Source organism: Burkholderia sp. Bp9099, from assembly GCF_003857805.1.
Classification (GTDB): Bacteria; Pseudomonadota; Gammaproteobacteria; order Burkholderiales; family Burkholderiaceae; genus Burkholderia.
This window is the reverse complement of sequence record NZ_QTPU01000001.1, coordinates 42,404-61,115: the sequence shown is the minus strand read 5'-3', so window position 1 is coordinate 61,115 and position 18,712 is coordinate 42,404. Positions and strand designations below refer to the sequence as shown.

The 18,712-nt window shown below is 69.9% G+C and carries 19 protein-coding genes; 5 read left to right on the top strand and 14 right to left on the bottom strand.

Annotation, left to right across the window (positions count from 1 at the left end; all coding sequences use genetic code 11):
• Window positions 1–3: 3 nt before the first annotated feature.
• Window positions 4–852, bottom strand: a complete 849-nt coding sequence (locus DIE17_RS00270) for a class I SAM-dependent methyltransferase (RefSeq protein ID WP_124519662.1) — start codon at window positions 850–852, stop codon at window positions 4–6.
• Window positions 853–1,034: 182 nt separating this feature from the next.
• On the opposite strand from DIE17_RS00270, the gene DIE17_RS00265 reads away from it, so the two are divergent.
• The 3 genes from DIE17_RS00265 to DIE17_RS00255 all read left to right on the top strand — a co-directional run bounded on the left by DIE17_RS00265 (window position 1,035) and on the right by DIE17_RS00255 (window position 4,406).
• The gene (locus tag DIE17_RS00265) at window positions 1,035–2,498 is read left to right on the top strand and encodes a metallophosphoesterase (RefSeq protein ID WP_124519663.1); all 1,464 of its coding nucleotides are present in this window, start codon (window positions 1,035–1,037) and stop codon (window positions 2,496–2,498) included.
• Between the two features lie 230 nt (window positions 2,499–2,728).
• Entirely contained in the window at window positions 2,729–4,033 is a 1,305-nt protein-coding gene (locus DIE17_RS00260) for a cytochrome-c peroxidase (protein ID WP_124665779.1), read from the top strand.
• 97 nt (window positions 4,034–4,130) lie between these two features.
• Entirely contained in the window at window positions 4,131–4,406 is a 276-nt protein-coding gene (locus DIE17_RS00255) for a hypothetical protein (RefSeq protein ID WP_044842898.1), read from the top strand.
• Window positions 4,407–4,550: 144 nt separating this feature from the next.
• On the opposite strand, the gene DIE17_RS00250 is transcribed toward DIE17_RS00255, so the two are convergent.
• Window positions 4,551–6,035 carry a PLP-dependent aminotransferase family protein gene (locus DIE17_RS00250; RefSeq protein ID WP_185735347.1) on the bottom strand — a complete coding sequence of 495 codons (1,485 nt, stop codon included), beginning with the start codon at window positions 6,033–6,035 and terminating at the stop codon, window positions 4,551–4,553.
• Between the two features lie 203 nt (window positions 6,036–6,238).
• Between DIE17_RS00250 and DIE17_RS00245 the strand changes: the two genes are divergently transcribed.
• The gene (locus DIE17_RS00245) at window positions 6,239–6,589 is read left to right on the top strand and encodes a hypothetical protein (protein ID WP_124485012.1); all 351 of its coding nucleotides are present in this window, start codon (window positions 6,239–6,241) and stop codon (window positions 6,587–6,589) included.
• A 303-nt stretch (window positions 6,590–6,892) separates the two neighbouring features.
• Here the strand turns inward: DIE17_RS00245 and DIE17_RS00240 are convergent, their stop codons facing one another.
• From DIE17_RS00240 to gtdA, 8 genes are all read right to left on the bottom strand, one after another.
• A complete protein-coding gene (locus DIE17_RS00240) occupies window positions 6,893–7,315 on the bottom strand; it encodes a DUF6691 family protein (protein ID WP_124485013.1) in 423 nt (140 codons plus the stop codon).
• A 1-nt stretch (window position 7,316) separates the two neighbouring features.
• Window positions 7,317–7,751, bottom strand: a complete 435-nt coding sequence (locus DIE17_RS00235; RefSeq protein ID WP_124920490.1) for a YeeE/YedE family protein — start codon at window positions 7,749–7,751, stop codon at window positions 7,317–7,319.
• A complete protein-coding gene (locus DIE17_RS00230; protein WP_044842893.1) occupies window positions 7,741–8,091 on the bottom strand; it encodes an ArsR/SmtB family transcription factor in 351 nt (116 codons plus the stop codon). Before DIE17_RS00230 ends, DIE17_RS00235 begins: the two co-directional genes overlap by 11 nt.
• 124 nt (window positions 8,092–8,215) lie before the next feature.
• Window positions 8,216–9,577 (bottom strand): aromatic acid/H+ symport family MFS transporter, encoded by a 1,362-nt coding sequence (locus DIE17_RS00225; protein WP_124920489.1) that lies wholly within the window; start codon window positions 9,575–9,577, stop codon window positions 8,216–8,218.
• A gap of 76 nt (window positions 9,578–9,653) precedes the next feature.
• Complete coding sequence (locus DIE17_RS00220) at window positions 9,654–10,862, bottom strand: 3-hydroxybenzoate 6-monooxygenase (RefSeq protein ID WP_124920488.1); 1,209 nt, start codon at window positions 10,860–10,862, stop codon at window positions 9,654–9,656.
• A 19-nt stretch (window positions 10,863–10,881) separates the two neighbouring features.
• Entirely contained in the window at window positions 10,882–11,523 is a 642-nt protein-coding gene (maiA, locus tag DIE17_RS00215; protein WP_124920487.1) for a maleylacetoacetate isomerase, read from the bottom strand.
• Between the two features lie 34 nt (window positions 11,524–11,557).
• Window positions 11,558–12,256 (bottom strand): fumarylacetoacetate hydrolase family protein, encoded by a 699-nt coding sequence (locus tag DIE17_RS00210; protein ID WP_124920486.1) that lies wholly within the window; start codon window positions 12,254–12,256, stop codon window positions 11,558–11,560.
• A 79-nt stretch (window positions 12,257–12,335) separates the two neighbouring features.
• Window positions 12,336–13,382 (bottom strand): gentisate 1,2-dioxygenase, encoded by a 1,047-nt coding sequence (gene gtdA / locus DIE17_RS00205; protein ID WP_044842888.1) that lies wholly within the window; start codon window positions 13,380–13,382, stop codon window positions 12,336–12,338.
• A gap of 164 nt (window positions 13,383–13,546) precedes the next feature.
• Between gtdA and DIE17_RS00200 the strand changes: the two genes are divergently transcribed.
• Complete coding sequence (locus DIE17_RS00200; RefSeq protein ID WP_044842887.1) at window positions 13,547–14,491, top strand: LysR family transcriptional regulator; 945 nt, start codon at window positions 13,547–13,549, stop codon at window positions 14,489–14,491.
• Between the two features lie 45 nt (window positions 14,492–14,536).
• Here the strand turns inward: DIE17_RS00200 and DIE17_RS00195 are convergent, their stop codons facing one another.
• From DIE17_RS00195 to DIE17_RS00180, 4 genes are all read right to left on the bottom strand, one after another.
• Window positions 14,537–15,826 carry an FAD/NAD(P)-binding oxidoreductase gene (locus DIE17_RS00195; protein WP_124920485.1) on the bottom strand — a complete coding sequence of 430 codons (1,290 nt, stop codon included), beginning with the start codon at window positions 15,824–15,826 and terminating at the stop codon, window positions 14,537–14,539.
• On the bottom strand, window positions 15,823–16,056 hold the full coding sequence (locus DIE17_RS00190) for a 2Fe-2S iron-sulfur cluster-binding protein (protein WP_011658575.1): 234 nt from the start codon (window positions 16,054–16,056) through the stop codon (window positions 15,823–15,825). Before DIE17_RS00190 ends, DIE17_RS00195 begins: the two co-directional genes overlap by 4 nt.
• Window positions 16,057–16,165: 109 nt before the next feature.
• Window positions 16,166–17,293, bottom strand: a complete 1,128-nt coding sequence (locus DIE17_RS00185; RefSeq protein WP_044842885.1) for an FAD-binding oxidoreductase — start codon at window positions 17,291–17,293, stop codon at window positions 16,166–16,168.
• Window positions 17,290–18,222, bottom strand: a complete 933-nt coding sequence (locus tag DIE17_RS00180) for a 4-hydroxyproline epimerase (RefSeq protein ID WP_124920618.1) — start codon at window positions 18,220–18,222, stop codon at window positions 17,290–17,292. Before DIE17_RS00180 ends, DIE17_RS00185 begins: the two co-directional genes overlap by 4 nt.
• Window positions 18,223–18,712 lie beyond the last annotated feature (490 nt).

The following is an 18,712-nucleotide window of genomic DNA, read 5'->3' as shown; positions in this document are numbered from 1 at the left end:
GCGTCATGCAGACGGCGCCCGCGCCGTGACGAGCCAGCACGCCGCGTCGAACCGCACGTCAGCGCCCTGCACGTAAGGCTCGAACGCAGCGCGCACCGTTTCGACCACGCGCCGCCGCGTCGCGTCGTCCGCGTCCTGAAGCGCGAGCCCGACCGGGCCCAGTCGCGCGATGTAGTCGTTCAACGCCGCCTCGGGCAACGCGCACGCCTGGTCGATCGGCTCGATCGCGATGTCGGCCCAGCCGCTGTCCGACAGCACCGACGCGATCCGCTGCCGGTCGCCGAACGCGAATTGCCCCGGCGCCCCCGGCTGCCGCGCCGGCAGGTCCGGCAGCAACGTTGCCGCGACACGCTCGGCCGTCGTCATGAACGGATTGTCGGCGGCGCCGCGCCATGCAACGAATCGCAGTTGCGCGTTCGCGCGCGCCGCGTGCCGCAGGTTCGCGAAGGCGCGCACCGGATCGTCGAAGAACATCACGCCGAAGCGCGACACGATCAGGTCGAACCGACCCGGCGCGAATGCATGCGTCTGCGCATCGGCATGCACGAAGCCGGCGCCCAGGCCGGCGCGTTCGGCACGCGCCCGTGCGGCGGCAATCATCCGCGCCGAAATATCGACGCCGGTACAGTGCGCGTGCGCACCAAGCCGCCGTGCGATCGCGAGCGTCACCGCGCCGGTGCCGCAGCCGACGTCGAGCACGCAGCGCGCGGATGCCGCGGCCGCCGCGTCCGCGAGCAGCGTCTCGAACGGCTCGAACATCCGGTCGAGCGAGCGCTGCGCGTCGACCCATGCCAGCCCCGACGGACCATTCCACAGCGCAGACTGCGCTTCGTTTGCCCGGCTGTCTTTCATCGTCGATTCTCCTTTTTCGTCCGTATCGTTGACCGTGATCCGGACTATGCTGCTTCAAGCCGGCTTGAGGTCAAGGCAGCGACCGCGGCACGACTCGCGCGCCGGCCGGCCGTCGGACTCCGCCCTTCACATTTCTTACACTCGCGCTGCGTATCGTTGACGACTTTCCTACGGTGCCTCTCATGCGACGACTCCTCCCGCGCGCACTGCTCGCGCGCTGCGCTCCGCTTGTTGCCCTCGCGGCGCTGTCCGCGTGTTCGAATCACATCGATACGCCCGCCGATCCGGCCAGTGCCGCGATCAACCTCCAGGCCGCGTGGGTCGAGATCGGCGACGCGAACCAGGCGATCGCACGCGTGATCACGAGCTACAGCCCTGCATCCGCGAGCGATCCGCTGTGCCCGCAACTGTCCGTCGACGGCAAGCTGTCGCGCATGACGCTGCGCGCCGGCGCCGCGACCGTTGCGCAGCGTCCGACGGCGAGCGCCGCGGCCGACTCGAAACCGTCGAGCTTCCCGGTGTCCGTCTGCGAAGCGGCGCTGCCGGCCGATGCGCAAACGGCGAGCGTCGCGGGCCGCGCGCTGCCGCTACCGAAAGCGCAGCCGCAGCGCATCGCGATCATCGCCGACACCGGCTGCCGGATGAAGAAGGCCGACAACGCATGGCAGGCGTGCAACGACGCGACGGTCTGGCCGTTCGACACGATCGCGGCGAGCGTCGCGAAGCTGTCGCCGGACCTCGTGCTGCACGTCGGCGACTATCACTACCGCGAAAACGCGTGCCCGCCCGACATCGCCGGCTGCAAGGACAGCCCATGGGGCTATGGCTGGGATGCGTGGCAGGCCGACCTGTTCCGCCCGGCCGCGCCGCTGTTCGCGAAGGCGCCGTGGGTCGTCGTGCGCGGCAACCACGAGGAATGCGCACGGGCCGGCCAGGGCTGGTACCGCTTCCTCGATCCGCGCCCGTATTCGGCGGCCCGTTCGTGCGACGATCCGGCCAACGACGACGACGCGAACTACTCGGATCCCTATGCGGTGTCGCTCGGCGGCGGCACGCAGGTGATCGTGTTCGACACCGCGAAGGTCGGCCGCAATCCGCTGAAGACGACCGACGCGCAATTCCGCATCTACCAGAAGCAGTTCCAGACGGTCGCGTCGCTCGCGTCGAAGGCCGGCATGTCGACGACGATCTTCACGAACCACCATCCGATCCTCGCGTTCGCGCCGATCGCCGGCAGCACGCCCGCGCCGGGCAACCTCGCGCTGCAGTCGGTGATGGCGAGCCTGAACGCGCAGGCGTACTACCCGCCCGGCATCCACGTCGCGCTGCACGGGCACGTGCACGACTTCCAGGCGATCAACTTCTCGTCCGGGCATCCGGCGACGATCGTGTCCGGCAACGGCGGCGACAACCTCGACGTCGCGCTGCCCGACCCGTTCCCCGCCGGCCTGACGCCGGCGCCGGGCGCCGTGATCGAACGGCTGTCGCACAACAACAGCTTCGGGTTCCTGATCATGGAGCGACGCGGGGCGCCGGCGACGGGCTGGGTGTTCCATGCGTATTCGGCGGCGGGCAAGCTGCTCGCGTCGTGCGACCAGTCGGGCAACACGCTCGCATGCGACAAGACGGGGTTCATCGCGCCGTGAGTGACGAAGTTCGATTGCATGGCGGTTTGATGGATTCTGCGGATGCGGCGTATGCGGCGTATGCGGCGTGTTCGGCGTGTTCGGCGTGTTCGGCGGATGCGGCCGGCTGCCGGGAAGGAATGGCTGGATCGCGAAGGCAGCCGATTCCTTCGGTCGCCCTCGCCGGGCGTCCGGCGTCCGCCGCGGTTCCGGCCGCCGGCGGACGGGCGGTACGCGCCCTTGCCGCCGCCGTGCTCGCCGGAGCGGCGCTCGCGGCCCACGGCGCACCTGCCGAAACGACCCTGCTCCCCGGCGCGCCGCCGGCGCGCGTCGTCGGTACGATCGGCAACGGCACGCCGCAGGTGACCGACAAGGTCGACGCAGCCACCGCCCGTTTCGCGCCCGACCCGACGCTCGTCGCGCTGGGCCGCCGGATCTTCTTCGATCCGCGGCTGTCCGAGCCGCGCGGCATGTCGTGCGCGGGCTGCCACGATCCGGGGCGCGCGTTCGCGCCGACCTTGTCGGCCGCTTCGCTCGCGGGGCCGGGCGTGCCGGAAGGCAGCCGCCACGGGCGCTTCAGCCAGCGCAACGCGCCATCGCTGCTCTACGTGCGCTACGTGCCGCGCCGCCACTTCTACCAGGACGACGACGCGCCCGCGCCGTCGCCGTTCGGCGGCCTGTTCAGCGACGGCCGCGCGGACACGCTCGCCGAACAGATCCGCGGGCCGTTGTTCGACCCGAACGAGATGAACAACCGGTCGCCGGCCGCGCTGCTGCGCAAGGTCGACGGCACCGAACTGGCGGGCGATCTCGCCGCGCGCTTCGGCACGTCGGTGCGGCGCGATCCCGAGCAACTGGTGCGGGCGCTCGGCTCGGCCGTCGAAGCCTATCTGCAGAGCGACGAGATGGCGCCGTTCACGTCGCGCTTCGACGCGTTCCTGCGCACGCGCAAGCCGCTCGCGCCGGCCGAGATGCGCGGCCTGGCGCTGTTCCGCAATCCCGACAAGGGCAATTGCATGAGCTGCCATACGCTGTCGGAAACGTCGAGCCGGCCGGAGCGCTCGCTCTTCACCGATTTCGGCTACGACGCGATCGCGGTGCCGCGCAACCACGCACTGCCCGCGAACCGCGATCCGCGCCATTTCGACAACGGTCTGTGCGATACGGCTGCGCGGCTGCGCTGGCCCGAGCCGACGCAATGGTGCGGCTACCTGCGCACGCCGGGACTGCGCAACGTCGCGGTCAAGCAGACGTTCATGCACAACGGCGTGTTCACGACGCTGCGCGACGCGGTCGCGTTCTACAACACGCGCTCGACCGACCCTGGCCGCTGGTATCACGGCGCCCGGACGTTCGACGACGTGCCGGCCGCCTATCGCGGCAACATCAACGTCAATTCGACTCCGATGAACCGCCGGCCCGGCACGCCGCCCGCGCTGACCGACGCGGAAATCGACGACATCGTCGCGTTCCTCGGCACGCTGACCGACGCACGCTACGCGAATCCCGTCCCGGCCGCCGCCCGGATCGCCCGCGCCGCCGCGCCGGCGCGTTGACCCTGGCCGAACGGCCAGGCGCGTGCGCATCCGCTTGCGGTCGCCGCAAACACTGGTTATATTTACAGTACTGTATTTATGAACAGTGAGGTGCGCGATGGAACATCTGGTCCGTATCGTCAACGACACCGATCGCCAAGTGCTGGCATGGCTGCGTGCGCAGGTCGGCGACGCCCGCGTCGAGCGTGCGGCGCGCCAGCTCGGGCATACGCGAAAGCCCTTTCCGTCGGCGGTATGCCGGTATCTGGGCATGAGCGCGCCGGCCACGCTGCGCCCGGCGGAGCGGCCGCGTGCCGCACGCGACTTCTCGGTCGGAGATCGCTATCTGTCGCTGATCCGTCAGCACCTCGCCGCGCATGCGGTCAGCCGATGAAATCGCCGAAATCGTATCGTCGGCGCGTCGCCGCGCGGCGGCCGGCCGCGGAGAATGCGGCGAGCCGGATCGGCCGGCCCGTGCTCTCGTCACGACCGCCGAGCCCGGTGGCCAACGCGCCAGCCCGGCCGACACCCGCCCTGCTCACGCAGCGGCCGCCGCGTCGCGTATCAACTGGCCGAGCGTTTCGATTGCCGCTTCATGTGCCGTGTCGAACACCCGCGTGCAGGCAAGCCGGATATACGCGTCAAAGCGGTCGGAATTCGAGAAGATCGCGCCTGGCGCGATCCTTACCCCGCGTGCGAGCGCGGCATCGAACAAGGCTTCGGAACGCACGCCGTCGGGCAGCGCGATCCACAGCAGCATGCCGCCGGGCGGCCGGTTCATCCGCGTGCCGGCGGGAAAATGGCGCGCGATCGCATCGATCGTCACATCGCGCTGCACGCGAAGCTGTTCGCGAAACCGGTGCAGGTGGCGGTCGAACGCACCCGAGCCGACGAATTCGGCCGCGACGGCCTGCAGCAACGCGGCGTTGTGCCGGCTTTGCGCGAACTTGAGCATCTTCACGCGCGCGTGCCAGCGGCCCGCGCTCATCCAGCCGAGCCGCATTCCGGGCGCCAGCACCTTGTTGAGCGACGGGCAATAGATCACCGTGCCGTCGCGGTCCCATGCCTTCACGGGTTTCACCGCGTGCGGCGCTTCCACGAGTTCGCGATACGGCTCGTCCTCGATCACGGCCACGCCGCGACGCGAGCACAGCGCGACCAGCGCAGCCTTGCGTTCGTCGGGCATCACGCTGCCGAGCGGGTTCTGCAGATTCGGCACGACGACCACGGCCCGAATATCCGGGTACGCGGTCAGCGCCACGTCGAGCGCTTCGATCGACAACCCGGTCGTCGGGCTGGCCGGAATCTCGAGTGCACGCAGGCCGAGGCTTTCGAGCAGCTGGATCAAGCCGAAAAAGGCCGGCGATTCGATCGCGATCGTGTCGCCGGGGCGTGCCACCGCGCGCAACGCGAGATTCACGGCATCGACGCCGCCGCTCGTCGACATCACGTCGTCCGGCGACACGGTCACGCCGTACGACAGCGCGCGTTTGGCCATCGTCTGCCGGAATTCGGCCGAGCCGCCAACCAGCCCCGCGTCGGTCAGCAGCGTCGGCTTGCGCCGTAGCAGCCGGATCGCCAGCGCCTGCAGGCGCTCGGCCGGGTACAGCGTCGCCAGCGCGGATGCGCCACCGAGATTCAGCGCGTCGGGCCTCGCGTTCGCACGATCGATCACGCGCGACACGCGTTCGTGCAGCCCCGCGAACGGCGGCTCGACGCTCAGCGGCTGCCCGTCGCTTTCCGGCAGCGTGTCGAGCGCGGCCGCCGCGCGCCGGCGCACGAAGTAGCCCGAGCGCGGCCTGGCTTCGCACCAGCCCGTATCCTCGAGCCGCCGGAAGGCCTGGGTCGCGGTAGACAGGCTCACGCCGTGCTGCGCCATGAACGCACGCACGGACGGCATCCGGTCGCCGGGCGACAGCGTGCCGGCCGCGATGATGCGGCGGTAATGCTCGGCGAGCCGTTCGTAAAGCGGCTCGCCGGCCATCGGCAAAGTCATGCGGGATGGATCGGTGATGGGCGTCATGCGGGTCATCCTGCCCGCGCGCCCGGGCGCACGCCAGATACAGATTCCGGGGAAACTCACCGATACAGCAACATGAAATCGTCGTCTGCACCGTAACAGATACCCGTCCCCTGAATCTGTCCTGTCCGCACGCGTTTCCTTAACCTGATTGCACGCTGTCGCCCTGCCATCGCCGGGCCGCGCAACCGGGAAAAGGACACGCCATGCGGACGCACGACATCCGGCTCGACGCCGGGCAAAGCCACTTTGCGTGGTTCGACAAGGGCAGCCGCGTCATCGTGCTCGACGGCGCGCTCGCGGTCACGTTACGTCACGGCGGGCTCGACTGGCTGCCCGATGCGCCGCAATACGTTCGCCGCGTGCTCGACGAAGGCGAATGCCTGACGATCGAGACGGCCGGTCACGTGGCATTGTCCGCCGGCGGCGCCGGGCCGGTTGCCGCGACCGTCGCGGCGCCCGTGGCCAGGCCCGGCGTATTCGCGGTGTGGCGTGCGTGGCTGCAGCGGGCGTCCGCGCGGCTGCTCGGCGAGCGGCATGTGCGCGAGCAGTCCTGACGCGACGGCTACAACACCGTCGCCGGTGTCGCCACGCGATCACCGTGTCGCTCCACCCGGCGACGAATTCGAACCCGGCCGCGCGACGCCTACACACCGTCGCCGTTGTCGCCGCATGATCACCGTGTCGCTCCCCGGCGACGAATTCGAGCCCGGCCGCGCGACGCCTACACACCGTCGCCGTTGTCGCCGCACGATCACCGTGTCGCTCCCCCGGCGACGAATTCGAGCCCGTCCGTCGCCCTCGCCGGGCCGGGCCGCTTCGGCCACGCCGACAACCTCGGCCGCAGCAGCCGCGCGTTGCTACCGCACCTTCCGCGCGCGCTCGATCCATTCGAACAATGCCATCCCGGCCAGCATCGCGCCGACGAACGCGATGCCCTTCACCGACCCGAGCCCGATCGACACGATCGCCGGCCCCGGGCAGAACCCGGCAAGCCCCCAGCCGATGCCGAACACGGCGCTGCCGGCGACGAGGCGCACGGTAATCGTCCGCACGGCCGGCCACTGGATCGGCAGGCCGAGCAACGACCGCGACCGGTGCTTCGCCCATGCGAACGCGAACACGGCGACGCCGATCGCGCCGGCCATCACGAATGCGAGCGACGGATCCCAGCGGCCGGCCAGGTCGAGAAAACCGAGCACCTTCTGCGGGTTGGCCATCCCCGACACGATGAGGCCGACGCCGAACATCAGCCCCGCCAGAAACGCGAATCCTGCCTGCATGTCAGCCCCCGAGCACGTGCCGTCGCACGAATACGGTCGCGAAGCCCGCGACCATGAAGACCGCCGTCGCGACGATCGAGCGCGTCGCGCCGCGCGACAGCCCGCAGACGCCGTGACCGCTCGTGCATCCGCCCGCATAGCGCGTGCCGATCCCGACCAGCAGGCCGGCCGCCAGCAACTCGCCCCAGCCTTCATCGACCTGCGGCGTCACGGCGGCACCGGCGACACGCATCAGCAGCGGCGCGGCGATCAGCCCGGCGACGAACGCGGCACGCCAGCCGCGCTCCGCCGCACCGGCCGTAAACAGGCTGCCGACGATACCGCTGATTCCGGCGATCCGCCCGTTGAACGCCATGAGCCACGCGGCCGCAAGCCCGATCAGCACGCCGCCGGCAAGCGACAGCCACGGCGTGAAATGAAGCGCATCAAGCTGCATCGCGCGTCCCCTTCGCGGCCGGGCCGCAGAACTGTTCGTACAGCACGCCCATCACCGCGATCGCAGCCGGGCTGTCGAGCGAGTAGTGGATGTTCTTGCCTTCGCGCCGCGTGCGGACGAGCGCGTTGTCCCGCAACACGCCGAGCTGCTGCGACAGCGTCGGCTGGCGAATATCCAGCCGCGCCTCGAGATCGCTCACGCAGCGTTCGCCCTGCGACAGTTCGCACAGCAGCAGCAAGCGATCGGGATTGGACAGCACCTTGAGCAGCGCGCACGCCGATTCGGCGGCGGCGCGCATCTGATCGGGCTCGGGCAGCCCGGTGGAAGGGTCGGCGTTCATGAGAGCGATCGCATTCGATTAACGAATCAATATTATATATATTTATAAATCGTTGATTCGTACTTTCGGTCGGCGCCATCGGAAGAAACAGGAAAGCGCCGCCTGCGACGCCCCCCTGCCTCCGCTACGCCTGCTCGCCGGCAAGCGCATCGGCTGCCGTCGCGCGCTTCTCGCCAGCCCGTACCGCGCCCAGCACCAGCACCGCGATCCCGGCGATCACGCACGGCACCGCGACGAATGCGAAGGCGATCGGCAACGGCAGCCCCATCGCGAGCATCGCCCCGCCCGCCATCGAACCGACGACCGACCCGCCGCGGCCGATTCCGTTCGCCCAGCTCACGCCCGTGGTCCGGCACTCGGTCGGGTAGAACGCGGCCGACAGCGCGTTCGCGCCGACCTGCGAGCCCGACACGCAGAAGCCCGCGGCGAACACGACCAGCGCGGCGCCCGCCGGCGACGCGGCCAGCACGCCGATCGCCGCGACGAACACGCCGGCCGCCGCATAGCTGCATGCCAACACGCGATGCGGATCGAAGCGGTCCATCAGCCCGCCGAGCACGATCGCGCCGAGCGTGCCGCCGACCTGGAACATCGCGGTCACGCGCGCGGCCGTCTGCAACGTCGCACCGGTCGTGCGCAACAGCGTCGGCAGCCAGCTCGACAACAGGTAGATGACGAGCAGGCTCATGAAGAACGTGAGCCACAGCAGCAGCGTGCCGCGCAGCAGGTCGGCGCCGAACAGGCGGCCGAGCGGCGAAGCGGCCGGCTTGCCGCGCGGTGCGATGAACGACGCGTGCGCGAGATGCGGGTCCGGTGCGATGCGTGCGAGCATCGCCGCGATCCGTTCACGCGCCGCGCCGGTGTTGACGAGGTAACGCACCGATTCGGGCAAGCGCCATGCGAGCACCAGCAGAAGCAGCAGCGGCGCGGCACCGCCGACGACGAGCACCGCGCGCCAGCCGTCGCGTTCGATCAGCGACGCGGCCGCGAGTCCGCCGAGCGCGGAGCCGATCGTGAAGCCGCAGAACATCGTCGTCACGAGCAGCGAGCGCCGCCGCGCGGGGCAATACTCGGACGTCAGCGTGATCGCGTTCGGCATCGCGCCGCCGAGCCCGAGGCCCGTCACGAAGCGCCACGCGATCAGTTCGGTCAGACCGCCCGCGCTCGCCGACGCCGCACTCGCGATGCCGAAACACGCGACACAGGCGAGCAGCAGGCGCTTGCGGCCGAACCGGTCGCCGAACGGCCCGAACACGAGCGCACCGGCCATCAGCCCGGCGAGCCCGGCGCCGAACACCGGCGCGAGCTGCGCGGGCGACAGGCCCCATTCCGCACGAATGACGGGGGCGATGAACCCGATCGATGCCGTGTCGAAACCGTCGATCGCGACGATCAGGAAGCACAACACGACGATCGCGGCCTGAAACGGCGCAACGCGATGCCGGTCGATCCATTCGCTGACGTCGATGGACAGCGTATCGGCCATGATGATGTCTCCTCCATGAAGGCGGTCGCGCGCGATGTCGTTGAAATGCGCGCCGCCGGATGCAAACCGAAAGGCGTCAGGCAACGGATTTCAGGCAGTTCTCCGCGCGCCAGCCGTGCAGCCAGTCGAGCGAATCGTAGAACTGCGCCTGCGTGCGTCCGACCCACAGCGCGTTGCGCACCTGCCGCTCGACGCCCTTCGCGTGATAGATCCGCCCCATCTCGCGCGCCGAATACAGCACGCGCGCGGTGCGCGGAATCCGCACGCGCTCGTACAGCGCAAACGCGGCCTCGAAGTCGCCGTCGGTCTGCGCGACGGCCGCGCCGAGCGTCACCGCATCCTCGAGCGCCTGGCACGCGCCCTGCGCGAGGTATTGCGTCATCGGATGGGCAGCGTCGCCGAGCACCGTCGCGCGGCCCGCGCTCCAGCGCTCGACCGGGTCGCGGTCGGCGGTCGCCCAGCGCTTCCACGACGTCGGCCGGTCGAGCATCTGCTTCGGCAGCGGATGGATGCCGTCGAAGTACGACAGCACTTCCTCCTTGCTGCCGTCGCGCACGCCCCAGGTTTCCTGCTCGCGGCTGTGGAACGTGACGACGAGGTTGTACTGCCGGCCGCCGCGCAGCGGATAGTGGACGAGATGGCAATGCGGGCCGGCCCAGACGACCGGCGCATTGATCTGCAGATCCTTCGGCATGTTGTCGACGTCGACGACCGCGCGATACACGACGTGCCCCGTCACGCGATGCGCGTCGCCGATCAACGCGTGACGGATCGCGGACTTCACGCCGTCGCAGCCGATCACCGCATCGGCGCGATAACGCTCGCCGTGCTGATCGATCACGGTCACGCCGTGGCCGTCCTGCTCGAACCCGCACACCTGCGTGCTGGTCCGGAACTCGATCAGCGGATGATCCTTGACCGCCTCGTAGATCGACAGGTGAATGTCCGCGCGATGGATCACCGCATACGGGTTACCGAAGCGCTCGCGATACGCGGCGCCCGTATCGATGCACGCGACTTCCCGCGCATCGACCGCATCCATCAGTTGCAGCCGGTCGGTAAACACCGCCCGGCCGCGCGCGGCCTCGCCGACGCCCAGCGCGTCGAGCGCGTTGAACGCGTTCGCGGCGAGCTGGATGCCCGCGCCGATCTCGCCGATTTGCGCGGCCTGCTCGAGCAGCTTCACGCGAATGCCCTGGCGCGCGAGCGCCAGCGCCGTCGCGAGCCCGCCGATGCCGCCGCCGATCACGAGTACGCGTCGGCCTGTGTTGTGTGTCTCGCCCATGTCTGTCTCCTGCTTCGTGTTACGCGATGTAGTCCGGTTGCCGCTGCGGCTGTGCTGCGTCGAATGCCGGCTCGCGCCGCGCGTGTTCATGAATCGCCAGGCTGCGTGGATACGCGCTCAGGTCGCAATCCATCCGCAGCGCGTTCGCGACCTGCGGCACGAGGCATACGTCGGCGAGCGTCGGCGCCTCGCCGAAACACCACGGGCCCGTGTCCGCGCGCACGAGCAGGCGCTCGACGCCGGCCATCCCTTCCGCGACCCAGTGCCGGTACCACGCGCTCTTCTGCTGCGGCGTGACCTGCAGTTCGCTGTCGAGGTAGCGCAGCACCCGCAGGTTGTTGACCGGGTGGATGTCGCATGCGATCAGCGTCGCGAGTTCCAGCACGCGTGCGCGCTGCCGCGGTTCGAGCGGAATCAGCCGCGGCGCCGGATGAATCCGGTCGAGGTAGTCGATGATCGCGAGCGACTGGCCGAGACGGAAATCGCCGTCGACGAGCGCCGGCACCGACGCCGACGGATTCACCTGCGCGACGTAGCCGGCCTCGCGGTGCTCGCCCGTGCGGATGTTCACGGGCAGCGTGTCGTACGACAGTCCTTTCAGCGCGAGCGCGATGCGCACCCGATAGGACGTCGAACTGTTGAAGAAGCTATGCAGTTGCACGATGTGACCTTTCGAGGAAAGCGAGGCGCGCGCGTCAGACCACGTGCACGGCCAGTTCGCCGAGCCGCTCGACGCCGACCTGCACCACGTCGCCCTTGACCACCGCGCCGACGCCTTCCGGCGTGCCGGTGAAGATCACGTCGCCCGGTTCGAGGCGGAAGAACTTCGACAGGTCGGCGACCGTTTCCGCGACCGACCAGATCAGGTGCGACACGTCGCTCTTCTGCTTCGTCGCGCCGTTGACCGTCAGCCACAGGCCGGCCTGCTCGAAATGACCGACTTCGCTCGCCGGATGCACGGGGCCGATCGGCGCGGAACGGTCGAACGCCTTGCCGATTTCCCACGGCCGGCCCATCTCGCGCATCTTCATCTGCAGGTCGCGGCGCGTCATGTCGAGACCGACCGCATAACCCCACACGTGCTCGAGCGCACGCTCGAGCGGAATGTCGGCGCCACCCTTGCCGATCACCGCAACGAGTTCGGCTTCGTAGTGATAGTTCTGCGTCTGCGACGGATACGCGAGATCGAGCGTTTCGCCGTAGGCGACCGGCACGACCGAATCGGCCGGCTTGCAGAAGAAGAACGGCGGTTCGCGATCAGGATCGAAGCCCATTTCGCGCGCATGCGCCGCGTAGTTGCGGCCGACGCAGTACACGCGGCGCACCGCGAAACGGGCGTCGCTGCCGGCGACGGGAAGCGCGACCGGCGCTTCGGGCGGGAAAACATAAGTCATGAACGGCTCCAGCGTAGGCATGAAGGAAGGAACGCGCGCCGCGTCGGCGACGCACGCAACGAAGCGGGGAAAACGGGCGTCAGTCGCGCGCTTCGCGCAGCAGGTTCAGCGCGGACAGCACCGGCCGGTCGGAATAGCTGAACAGCACGCTGTCGGACGACGCAGACAGCCGCACCGGCGCCCACGACGGCGCGACGAAGATGTCGTGCGGCTCGAACGCGAACGCGTCGCCGCCGATGTGCGCGGTGCCGCTGCCTTCGACGACGCAGTAGATCGTCGCGTCGGTGCTGCGATACGTGCGGCCGTCGAAGCCGGCCGGCAGGAACTGCATGAAGGTCGCGATCGTCGGCATCGGCCAGCCGCCCGTCGCGGGGTTCACGTAGCGCAGCTTCACGCCGTCCCACGCGTCGAGTTCGCCGTTGCGGTACAGCGCGTCGAGCGCGTCGCGGGTGCGCGCATACGGATAGCTGAACACCGGCGACGTCGGATCGCTCGCGCGATGCCGCACCGGCGCCATGTTGTGGCCGAAGCGCGCGAAGCTGTCGCCTTCCGCGCGGCTCACCGGCTGCTCGGCCGTCGGATGGTTTTCGGCGAAACCCGCGTCGAGGTTCGCGACGAGCGGAATGTCGAGCCCGTCGAGCCACACGACCGGCTCGCCGCCGTCTTCCACCGCCGGATTGCCGTGGTCGTGCCACGCCCAAGACGGCGTGATGATGAAGTCGCCCGGATGCATCGTCGTGCGCTCGCCGTTCACCGCGGTCCATGCGCCCTTGCCTTCGACGATGAAGCGCAGCGCCGACTGCGTATGGCGGTGGCTCGGCGCGATCTCGCCGGGCAGGATCAGCTGCAGGCCTGCGTACAGGGTCGGCGTCATGCTCGACTTGCCGGGCAGGCCCGGGTTCTCCAGCACCAGCACGCGGCGCACGGCTTCTTCCGCGCTGATCACGCTGCCGGCCTGCATCACCAGGTCCCGCACCCGCGCGTACTTCCAGATCGCGGCCTGCGCGGCCGGCTGCGGCGTCTTCGGCACGAGATTGTGCAGCGATTCCCACAACGGGGCGAGGCGCTGCTCGGCGATCCGGGCGTAGTAATCGGCGCGCGACGTATCCGGGTGTCGGCTGGTCATGATGTCTCCTTGGGGCGGCCGATCGCGGTCGGCGCTGTGTCGGGTCGGGGACCGCGTGCCGCAGTCCGTTAGCGCATTTATATTCGACGCAGACATACCCGGTAAAATGGTGAAATCATCTAATCCATATTGATTCGGATATATCTTCCGATACGGAGCGTGCGATGGACTGGACCCACCGGCTGCGCTTGCGGCACCTGCAGGTCCTGCTGAGCCTGGCCAGCACGGGCAACCTGAGCCAGTCGGCGGCTGCGCTCGCGACCACCCAGCCGGCGCTGTCGAAATGGCTGAAGGAACTCGAGGAGGATGTCGGCCTGCCGCTGTTCGAGCGGCATGCGCGCGGCTTGCGGCCGACGGCCTACGGCGACGCGCTGATCGAGCATGCGCGCCGCGTGGAGGCGCAGCTCGACGTCGCGCGCGACGACATGGCCGCGCTGCGCGAAGGCGGCAGCGGCCTGGTCACGATCGGCACGTCGGGCGTCGCGGCCGCCGATACGGTGCCGCTCGCGGTATCGCAGTTGCTGAAGCGGATGCCGCGCGCGCAGGTGCGGCTCGCGGAGAGCACGATGAACCAGCTGATGCCGCAGCTCGCGCGCGGCGAGCTGGACATCGTCGTCGGCCGTTCCGGGTCCGCGTCCGTCGATCCGCACCTGCACGCAGAAGCGCTGTACGTCGATCCGGTGGTGTTCGTCGCGCGGCCCGATCACCCGCTCGTCGGCGCGGCATCCGTCGGCTGGGACGAGGTGCTGGCCTGCTCGTGGATCGTCTGGCCGCCCGGCACCCCCGTGCACAACGCGCTACAGGTCGCGCTGACGGCCGCCGGGCGCGTGCAGCCGCCGCATTGCGTCGAATCGAATTCGTCGATCCTGAACCTCACGCTGCTGAACAATACCGACCTGCTCGGCGTCGCATCGCATCGTGCCGCGCGGCGCTTCGAGCAATTGAACGCGATCCGCATCCTGCCGATGCGGCTCGAGGGCCAGGGCGCGGTGTCGATCTACTGGCATCCGGACAGCGCGAAGCGCGCGGCCGTGGCCGCCGCGATCGAGTGCCTGCGTGCCTGTGCGGCGCCGCAGGTGGGCGGATGGGAGAAAGTGAAGGCGGAGTGAGCGACGCAGCGACCCGGCGCGAACCGGGCGCTGCGCCGTGGCGCATCAGCCGCCGTCGCAGGACGCGATGTCGTCCAGCATCAGCGTGCCGACTCGCGCGGGCACGAGCGGCGTGCGCGGCACCGGCGGCGTCCAGCCGAACAGCGCCTGCGCGGCCGCGCCGCACACGCGGCCCTGGCATGCGCCCATCCCGCAGCGCGTCTGCAGCTTCGCGGCCGTCCAGCCCGGCGCAGGCGCGGCCGCGTCCGCGACCGCGTCGAAGCGCACGTCCTCGCAACGGCACAGCAGCGTGTCGGGCCGCGCGAGCTTGCGGATCGGCTCGCGTATCGCGAAGCGCTCGCGCACCGCATCCGCGAACGCCTGCCAGTGCGCGCGCAGCGCAATCCGCTCGGCCAGCGGCGCCGTCTGCCCGGTGGCCGCGTAGCCGGCGATTTCGCCTTCGACCATCGCCAGTTCGCTGCCGCCGACACCCGTGCACTCGCCCGCCGCGAAACAGCCGTCGCGGCTCGTGCGCTGATGCGCGTCGACCACCACCGCGCCGTTTTCTATCCGGCAGCCGAGGTGGCTCGGCAGCACGGTGTTCGGCACGAGGCCGAAGCCGCACGCGAGCCTGTCGCAGTCGACCTCGAACTCTCGCTCGCCCTGCCGGATCCGCACGCGTTCGAGCCGCTTGTCGCCGAACGCCTCGACGACGTGGGCATTGGGCCGGTAGGCTGCCGTGACGAGCTTCGCCGCCTGCATGAGTTTCGACGGCCAGCGCCAAAGCCCCGCGCCGAAACCGGCCACGTCGCTCCACGCCGCCTGTTCGAGCACGTGCGACACCTGCGCGCCGGCCTGACGGGCCGTCGCCGCGCTCGCGAGCAGCAGCGGGCCGCTGCCGGCGATCACCGTGCGCTGCCCGCGCACGTCGAGGCCGTACTTGATCAGGGCCTGCAGGCCGCCCGCGCCGGTCACGCCCGGCAGCGTCCAGCCCGGGAACGGCAGCAGCAGCTCGCGCGCACCGCAACACACGATCAGCGTGTGGAATTCGAGCAGGAAGCCGCGCTCGTCGTCCTCGAGCAGCAGCGTGCCCGGCTGCGTTTCGGCCACGATGCGCGTGGCCGCGAGATGCGTGACGTTCGGCTGACGCAGCACGGCCAGCCGTTCCGCCGCGGCCGGCACCGGCGTCGCGGCCGCCGCCTGGCGCCAGATCTGCCCGCCCGCGCGCGGATTGTCGTCGACGATCGCGACCGTCGCACCGCTTCGTGCGGCGGCCCGCGCCGCCGACAGCCCGGCCGGGCCCGCGCCGACGATCGCGACGTCGACGCTCAGTCGTTCCTGTTTCGCCGTGCTCATCGCGTGCGCTCCACCCGCATCCCGTCGCGGCACAGCGTCTGGCAGGCCAGGCGGCGGCGGCCGTCGATCGTCATCCTGCACTCCTGGCAGATGCCCATACCGCAAAACGGCGCGCGCGCCGCACCCGTGCACGACACGCGCGTCGTGTCGTCACCGCTCGCCGCGACGGCGGCCGCGACGGTCGCGCCGTCGGCCACCGTCAGCGCGCGGCCGTCCAGATGAATGATCATGTGAGCCTCCGGCGGGCCGCCCCCGCGGGGGGCGCCTTGCATGGGACCGGGGCAAGCGCTGAAGCGCCAACTCCGGTCGATGGCGAACGAAGTGTGCGTGGGGGTCGTTTCATGTCAGCGCTCCAGCTACGGGGGACGTCGTCAGGAAACGCCCCGGCAAATACGGTTCGATGTCGATGGGCGGCCGCTCGCCGGTCATCAATGCGGCGACGAGCCGCGCACTGCCCGGCGCGGTCGTCACGCCCAGCCCTTCGTGCCCGACCGCGAGCCATACGCCCGGCCGCGCCGGATGTTCGCCGAGCAGCGGCAGGCCGTCGGGGCTCGCGGAACGGAAACCCGTCCATGCGCGAATCCCGTTCAGGTCGGCCAGGTCGGGCAAGTAGCCGACAGCGCGGCGCAGCATGCGCGCGAGGACCGGCGGCTCGATGCGCGCGTCCTCGGTATCGAACTGGCGCGACGAGCCGATCAGCAGCTGGCCGGTCGGTCGCGGCTGCACGTTGAACGCGACCGACGTGCCGTCGCTCGCGTGCGCGCTCGCCGCATAGCCGAGTTCGACGAGCTGGTGCGACACCCGGCCCGGGTAACGATCGGTGATCAGCAGATGGCCCTTCTTCGGGCGCAGCGGCAACTCGGGCAACAGCGTGCGCGCGGCGACGCCGTTCGCGACGACCACGCGTTCCGCGCGCAGCGTGTCGCCGCTCGCGAGCGTCACGCTCGGACCATCGACCGCCACCGCGCGCTCGCGCCGCAACGTGATGCCCGGCGCGCGCTGCAGCAGCCAGCTCGCGGCGACGGGCGCATAGAGAATCGCGTCGCCGGGGATCTTCAGCGCGCCGCCGAGGCCCGCGCGCAGCATCGGCTCGAGTTGCGCGAGCGTCGCCGCATCGATCAGTTCGCCCGCGACGCCATGTGCGGCGAGCGTCGCCTGCTTGGTGCGCGCGAGGTCCATCTCGCTGGAATCGGCCGCGAGCCACAGCGTGCCGCAGTTGCGGTACGCGCAGCCTTCCGGCATCTCGCCGGCGAGCGCGCGCCACAGCTCGATCGAGTAATGGCTCAGCGCGAGCTCCGCCGCGTTGTCGTCCATCGCGACGAGGTGCCCCATGCCGGCGCCGGTTGCGCCGCCGCTCGCGTCATCGACGACGAGCACGCGCAGCCCGCGCTGCGCGAGTTCGTGCGCACACGCCGCGCCGACGATGCCGGCGCCGATCACGACGACGTCGGTCCTGATTTCGCTCACGACACGATGCCCCAGCCGAACGGATCGTCTTCCTCGATCAGCAGCGTCGCTTCCGCGCTCAGGTGCGCGCTGCCGCGGATCGTCGGCACGATGCCGCCGTCGGCCTGCGCATAGCTCGCCTGGAACACGCTGCCGATCACGCTCGCCTGGCGCCACACGACGCCCGGCTCGAGCTTGCCGTCGGCCGCGAGGCACGCGAGCTTCGCGCTCGTGCCGGTGCCGCACGGCGAACGGTCGTACGCGTGGCCCGGGCACAGCACGAAGCTGCGGCTGTCGTGCTCGGGATCGTCAGCGAACAGTTCGATATGGTCGATCTCGCCGCCGTTCGCGCCGGTGATGCCCGCGCGCTCGAGCCCCGCGCGCACCGCGGACGAATAGGCGGTAAGCGCCGCAACGTTGTCGCCGGCCACGCGCTGGCCGTGATCGCTGATCAGGAAGAACCAGTTGCCGCCCCACGCGATGTCGCCCTTCACGGGGCCGTAGCCCGGCACGTCGACATCGACGGCCTTCTCGTGGCGATACGCGAGCACGTTGCGCACGCTGACCGACAGGTCGTCGTGCAGCGTCGCCTCGACGGTGCCGACCGGCGTTTCGATCCGGTGCACGCCCGGCTCGATGCGGCCCATGTGATGCAGCGTGCGCACGACGCCGATCGTGCCGTGCCCGCACATTCCGAGATAGCCGCTGTTGTTGAAGAAGATCACGCCGGCCGCCGCCTCCGGCGACACGGGCTCGCACAGCAGCGCGCCGACCAGCACGTCGCTGCCGCGCGGCTCGAGAATGCACGCGGTGCGATAGCGATCATGCTCGCGCGCGAGCACGTCGCGGCGCTCGGCCATCGTGCCGTTGCCGAGCGAGGGGAAACCGGACACGACGAGCCGCGTGGGTTCGCCGCCCGTGTGCGAATCGATGATCTGGATGCGCTTCATCATGAGCCGTCCGATGTGGGGAAAAGAGCATAGCTTCCTCCGTCGCGCGTCCGTCCGCTTGTGGCTTTTCGATAAGGACGGCGACGAAATCGGCATAGTGCGAAGCACCCTTCGCGGCCCTTCCGGCCACTATGCCGATTTCGTCATTTTGCTCCGCGATCCGGCTCAAGCGTGATGGGTGTTTGCACGGCGATACTGGTTGCACGTCGACACGCCTGTCGTCGACCGATACGAAGCAGGAGATTGCAGTGAGCCGAAACGCCATCCAGCGGACCGGAGTTTTCCCCGCCCTCAGCAACCGGTTCGCACCGGGCGCTTCCATCGCGTTCGACGCCGCGCGCCGCGCCGAACGGAACCGGGCGAACCGCTGACCGCGCTGACCGATTTCCCCCCGGCGGTGCAACGGCATCCCCCGTCGCATCGCGGCTTCCGGTCCGGCATGGCTCGCGCGGGCCGTTCGCTGCGGCGCCAACCCGCGCCGCGCATGAAC

Coding starts and splice junctions, on each gene's coding strand:
- DIE17_RS00220 (WP_124920488.1), bottom strand. CDS start 10,862: ATGGGCGAGACACACAACACAGGCCGACGCGTACTCGTGATCGGCGGC.
- DIE17_RS00190 (WP_011658575.1), bottom strand. CDS start 16,056: ATGATCATTCATCTGGACGGCCGCGCGCTGACGGTGGCCGACGGCGCG.
- DIE17_RS00225 (WP_124920489.1), bottom strand. CDS start 9,577: ATGGCCGATACGCTGTCCATCGACGTCAGCGAATGGATCGACCGGCAT.
- DIE17_RS00255 (WP_044842898.1), top strand. CDS start 4,131: ATGGAACATCTGGTCCGTATCGTCAACGACACCGATCGCCAAGTGCTG.
- DIE17_RS00245 (WP_124485012.1), top strand. CDS start 6,239: ATGCGGACGCACGACATCCGGCTCGACGCCGGGCAAAGCCACTTTGCG.
- DIE17_RS00270 (WP_124519662.1), bottom strand. CDS start 852: ATGAAAGACAGCCGGGCAAACGAAGCGCAGTCTGCGCTGTGGAATGGT.
- gtdA (WP_044842888.1), bottom strand. CDS start 13,382: ATGACCAGCCGACACCCGGATACGTCGCGCGCCGATTACTACGCCCGG.
- DIE17_RS00195 (WP_124920485.1), bottom strand. CDS start 15,826: ATGAGCACGGCGAAACAGGAACGACTGAGCGTCGACGTCGCGATCGTC.
- DIE17_RS00235 (WP_124920490.1), bottom strand. CDS start 7,751: ATGCAGCTTGATGCGCTTCATTTCACGCCGTGGCTGTCGCTTGCCGGC.
- DIE17_RS00250 (WP_185735347.1), bottom strand. CDS start 6,035: ATGACGCCCATCACCGATCCATCCCGCATGACTTTGCCGATGGCCGGC.
- DIE17_RS00210 (WP_124920486.1), bottom strand. CDS start 12,256: ATGACTTATGTTTTCCCGCCCGAAGCGCCGGTCGCGCTTCCCGTCGCC.
- DIE17_RS00180 (WP_124920618.1), bottom strand. CDS start 18,222: ATGAAGCGCATCCAGATCATCGATTCGCACACGGGCGGCGAACCCACG.
- DIE17_RS00265 (WP_124519663.1), top strand. CDS start 1,035: ATGCGACGACTCCTCCCGCGCGCACTGCTCGCGCGCTGCGCTCCGCTT.
- DIE17_RS00240 (WP_124485013.1), bottom strand. CDS start 7,315: ATGCAGGCAGGATTCGCGTTTCTGGCGGGGCTGATGTTCGGCGTCGGC.
- DIE17_RS00200 (WP_044842887.1), top strand. CDS start 13,547: ATGGACTGGACCCACCGGCTGCGCTTGCGGCACCTGCAGGTCCTGCTG.
- DIE17_RS00230 (WP_044842893.1), bottom strand. CDS start 8,091: ATGAACGCCGACCCTTCCACCGGGCTGCCCGAGCCCGATCAGATGCGC.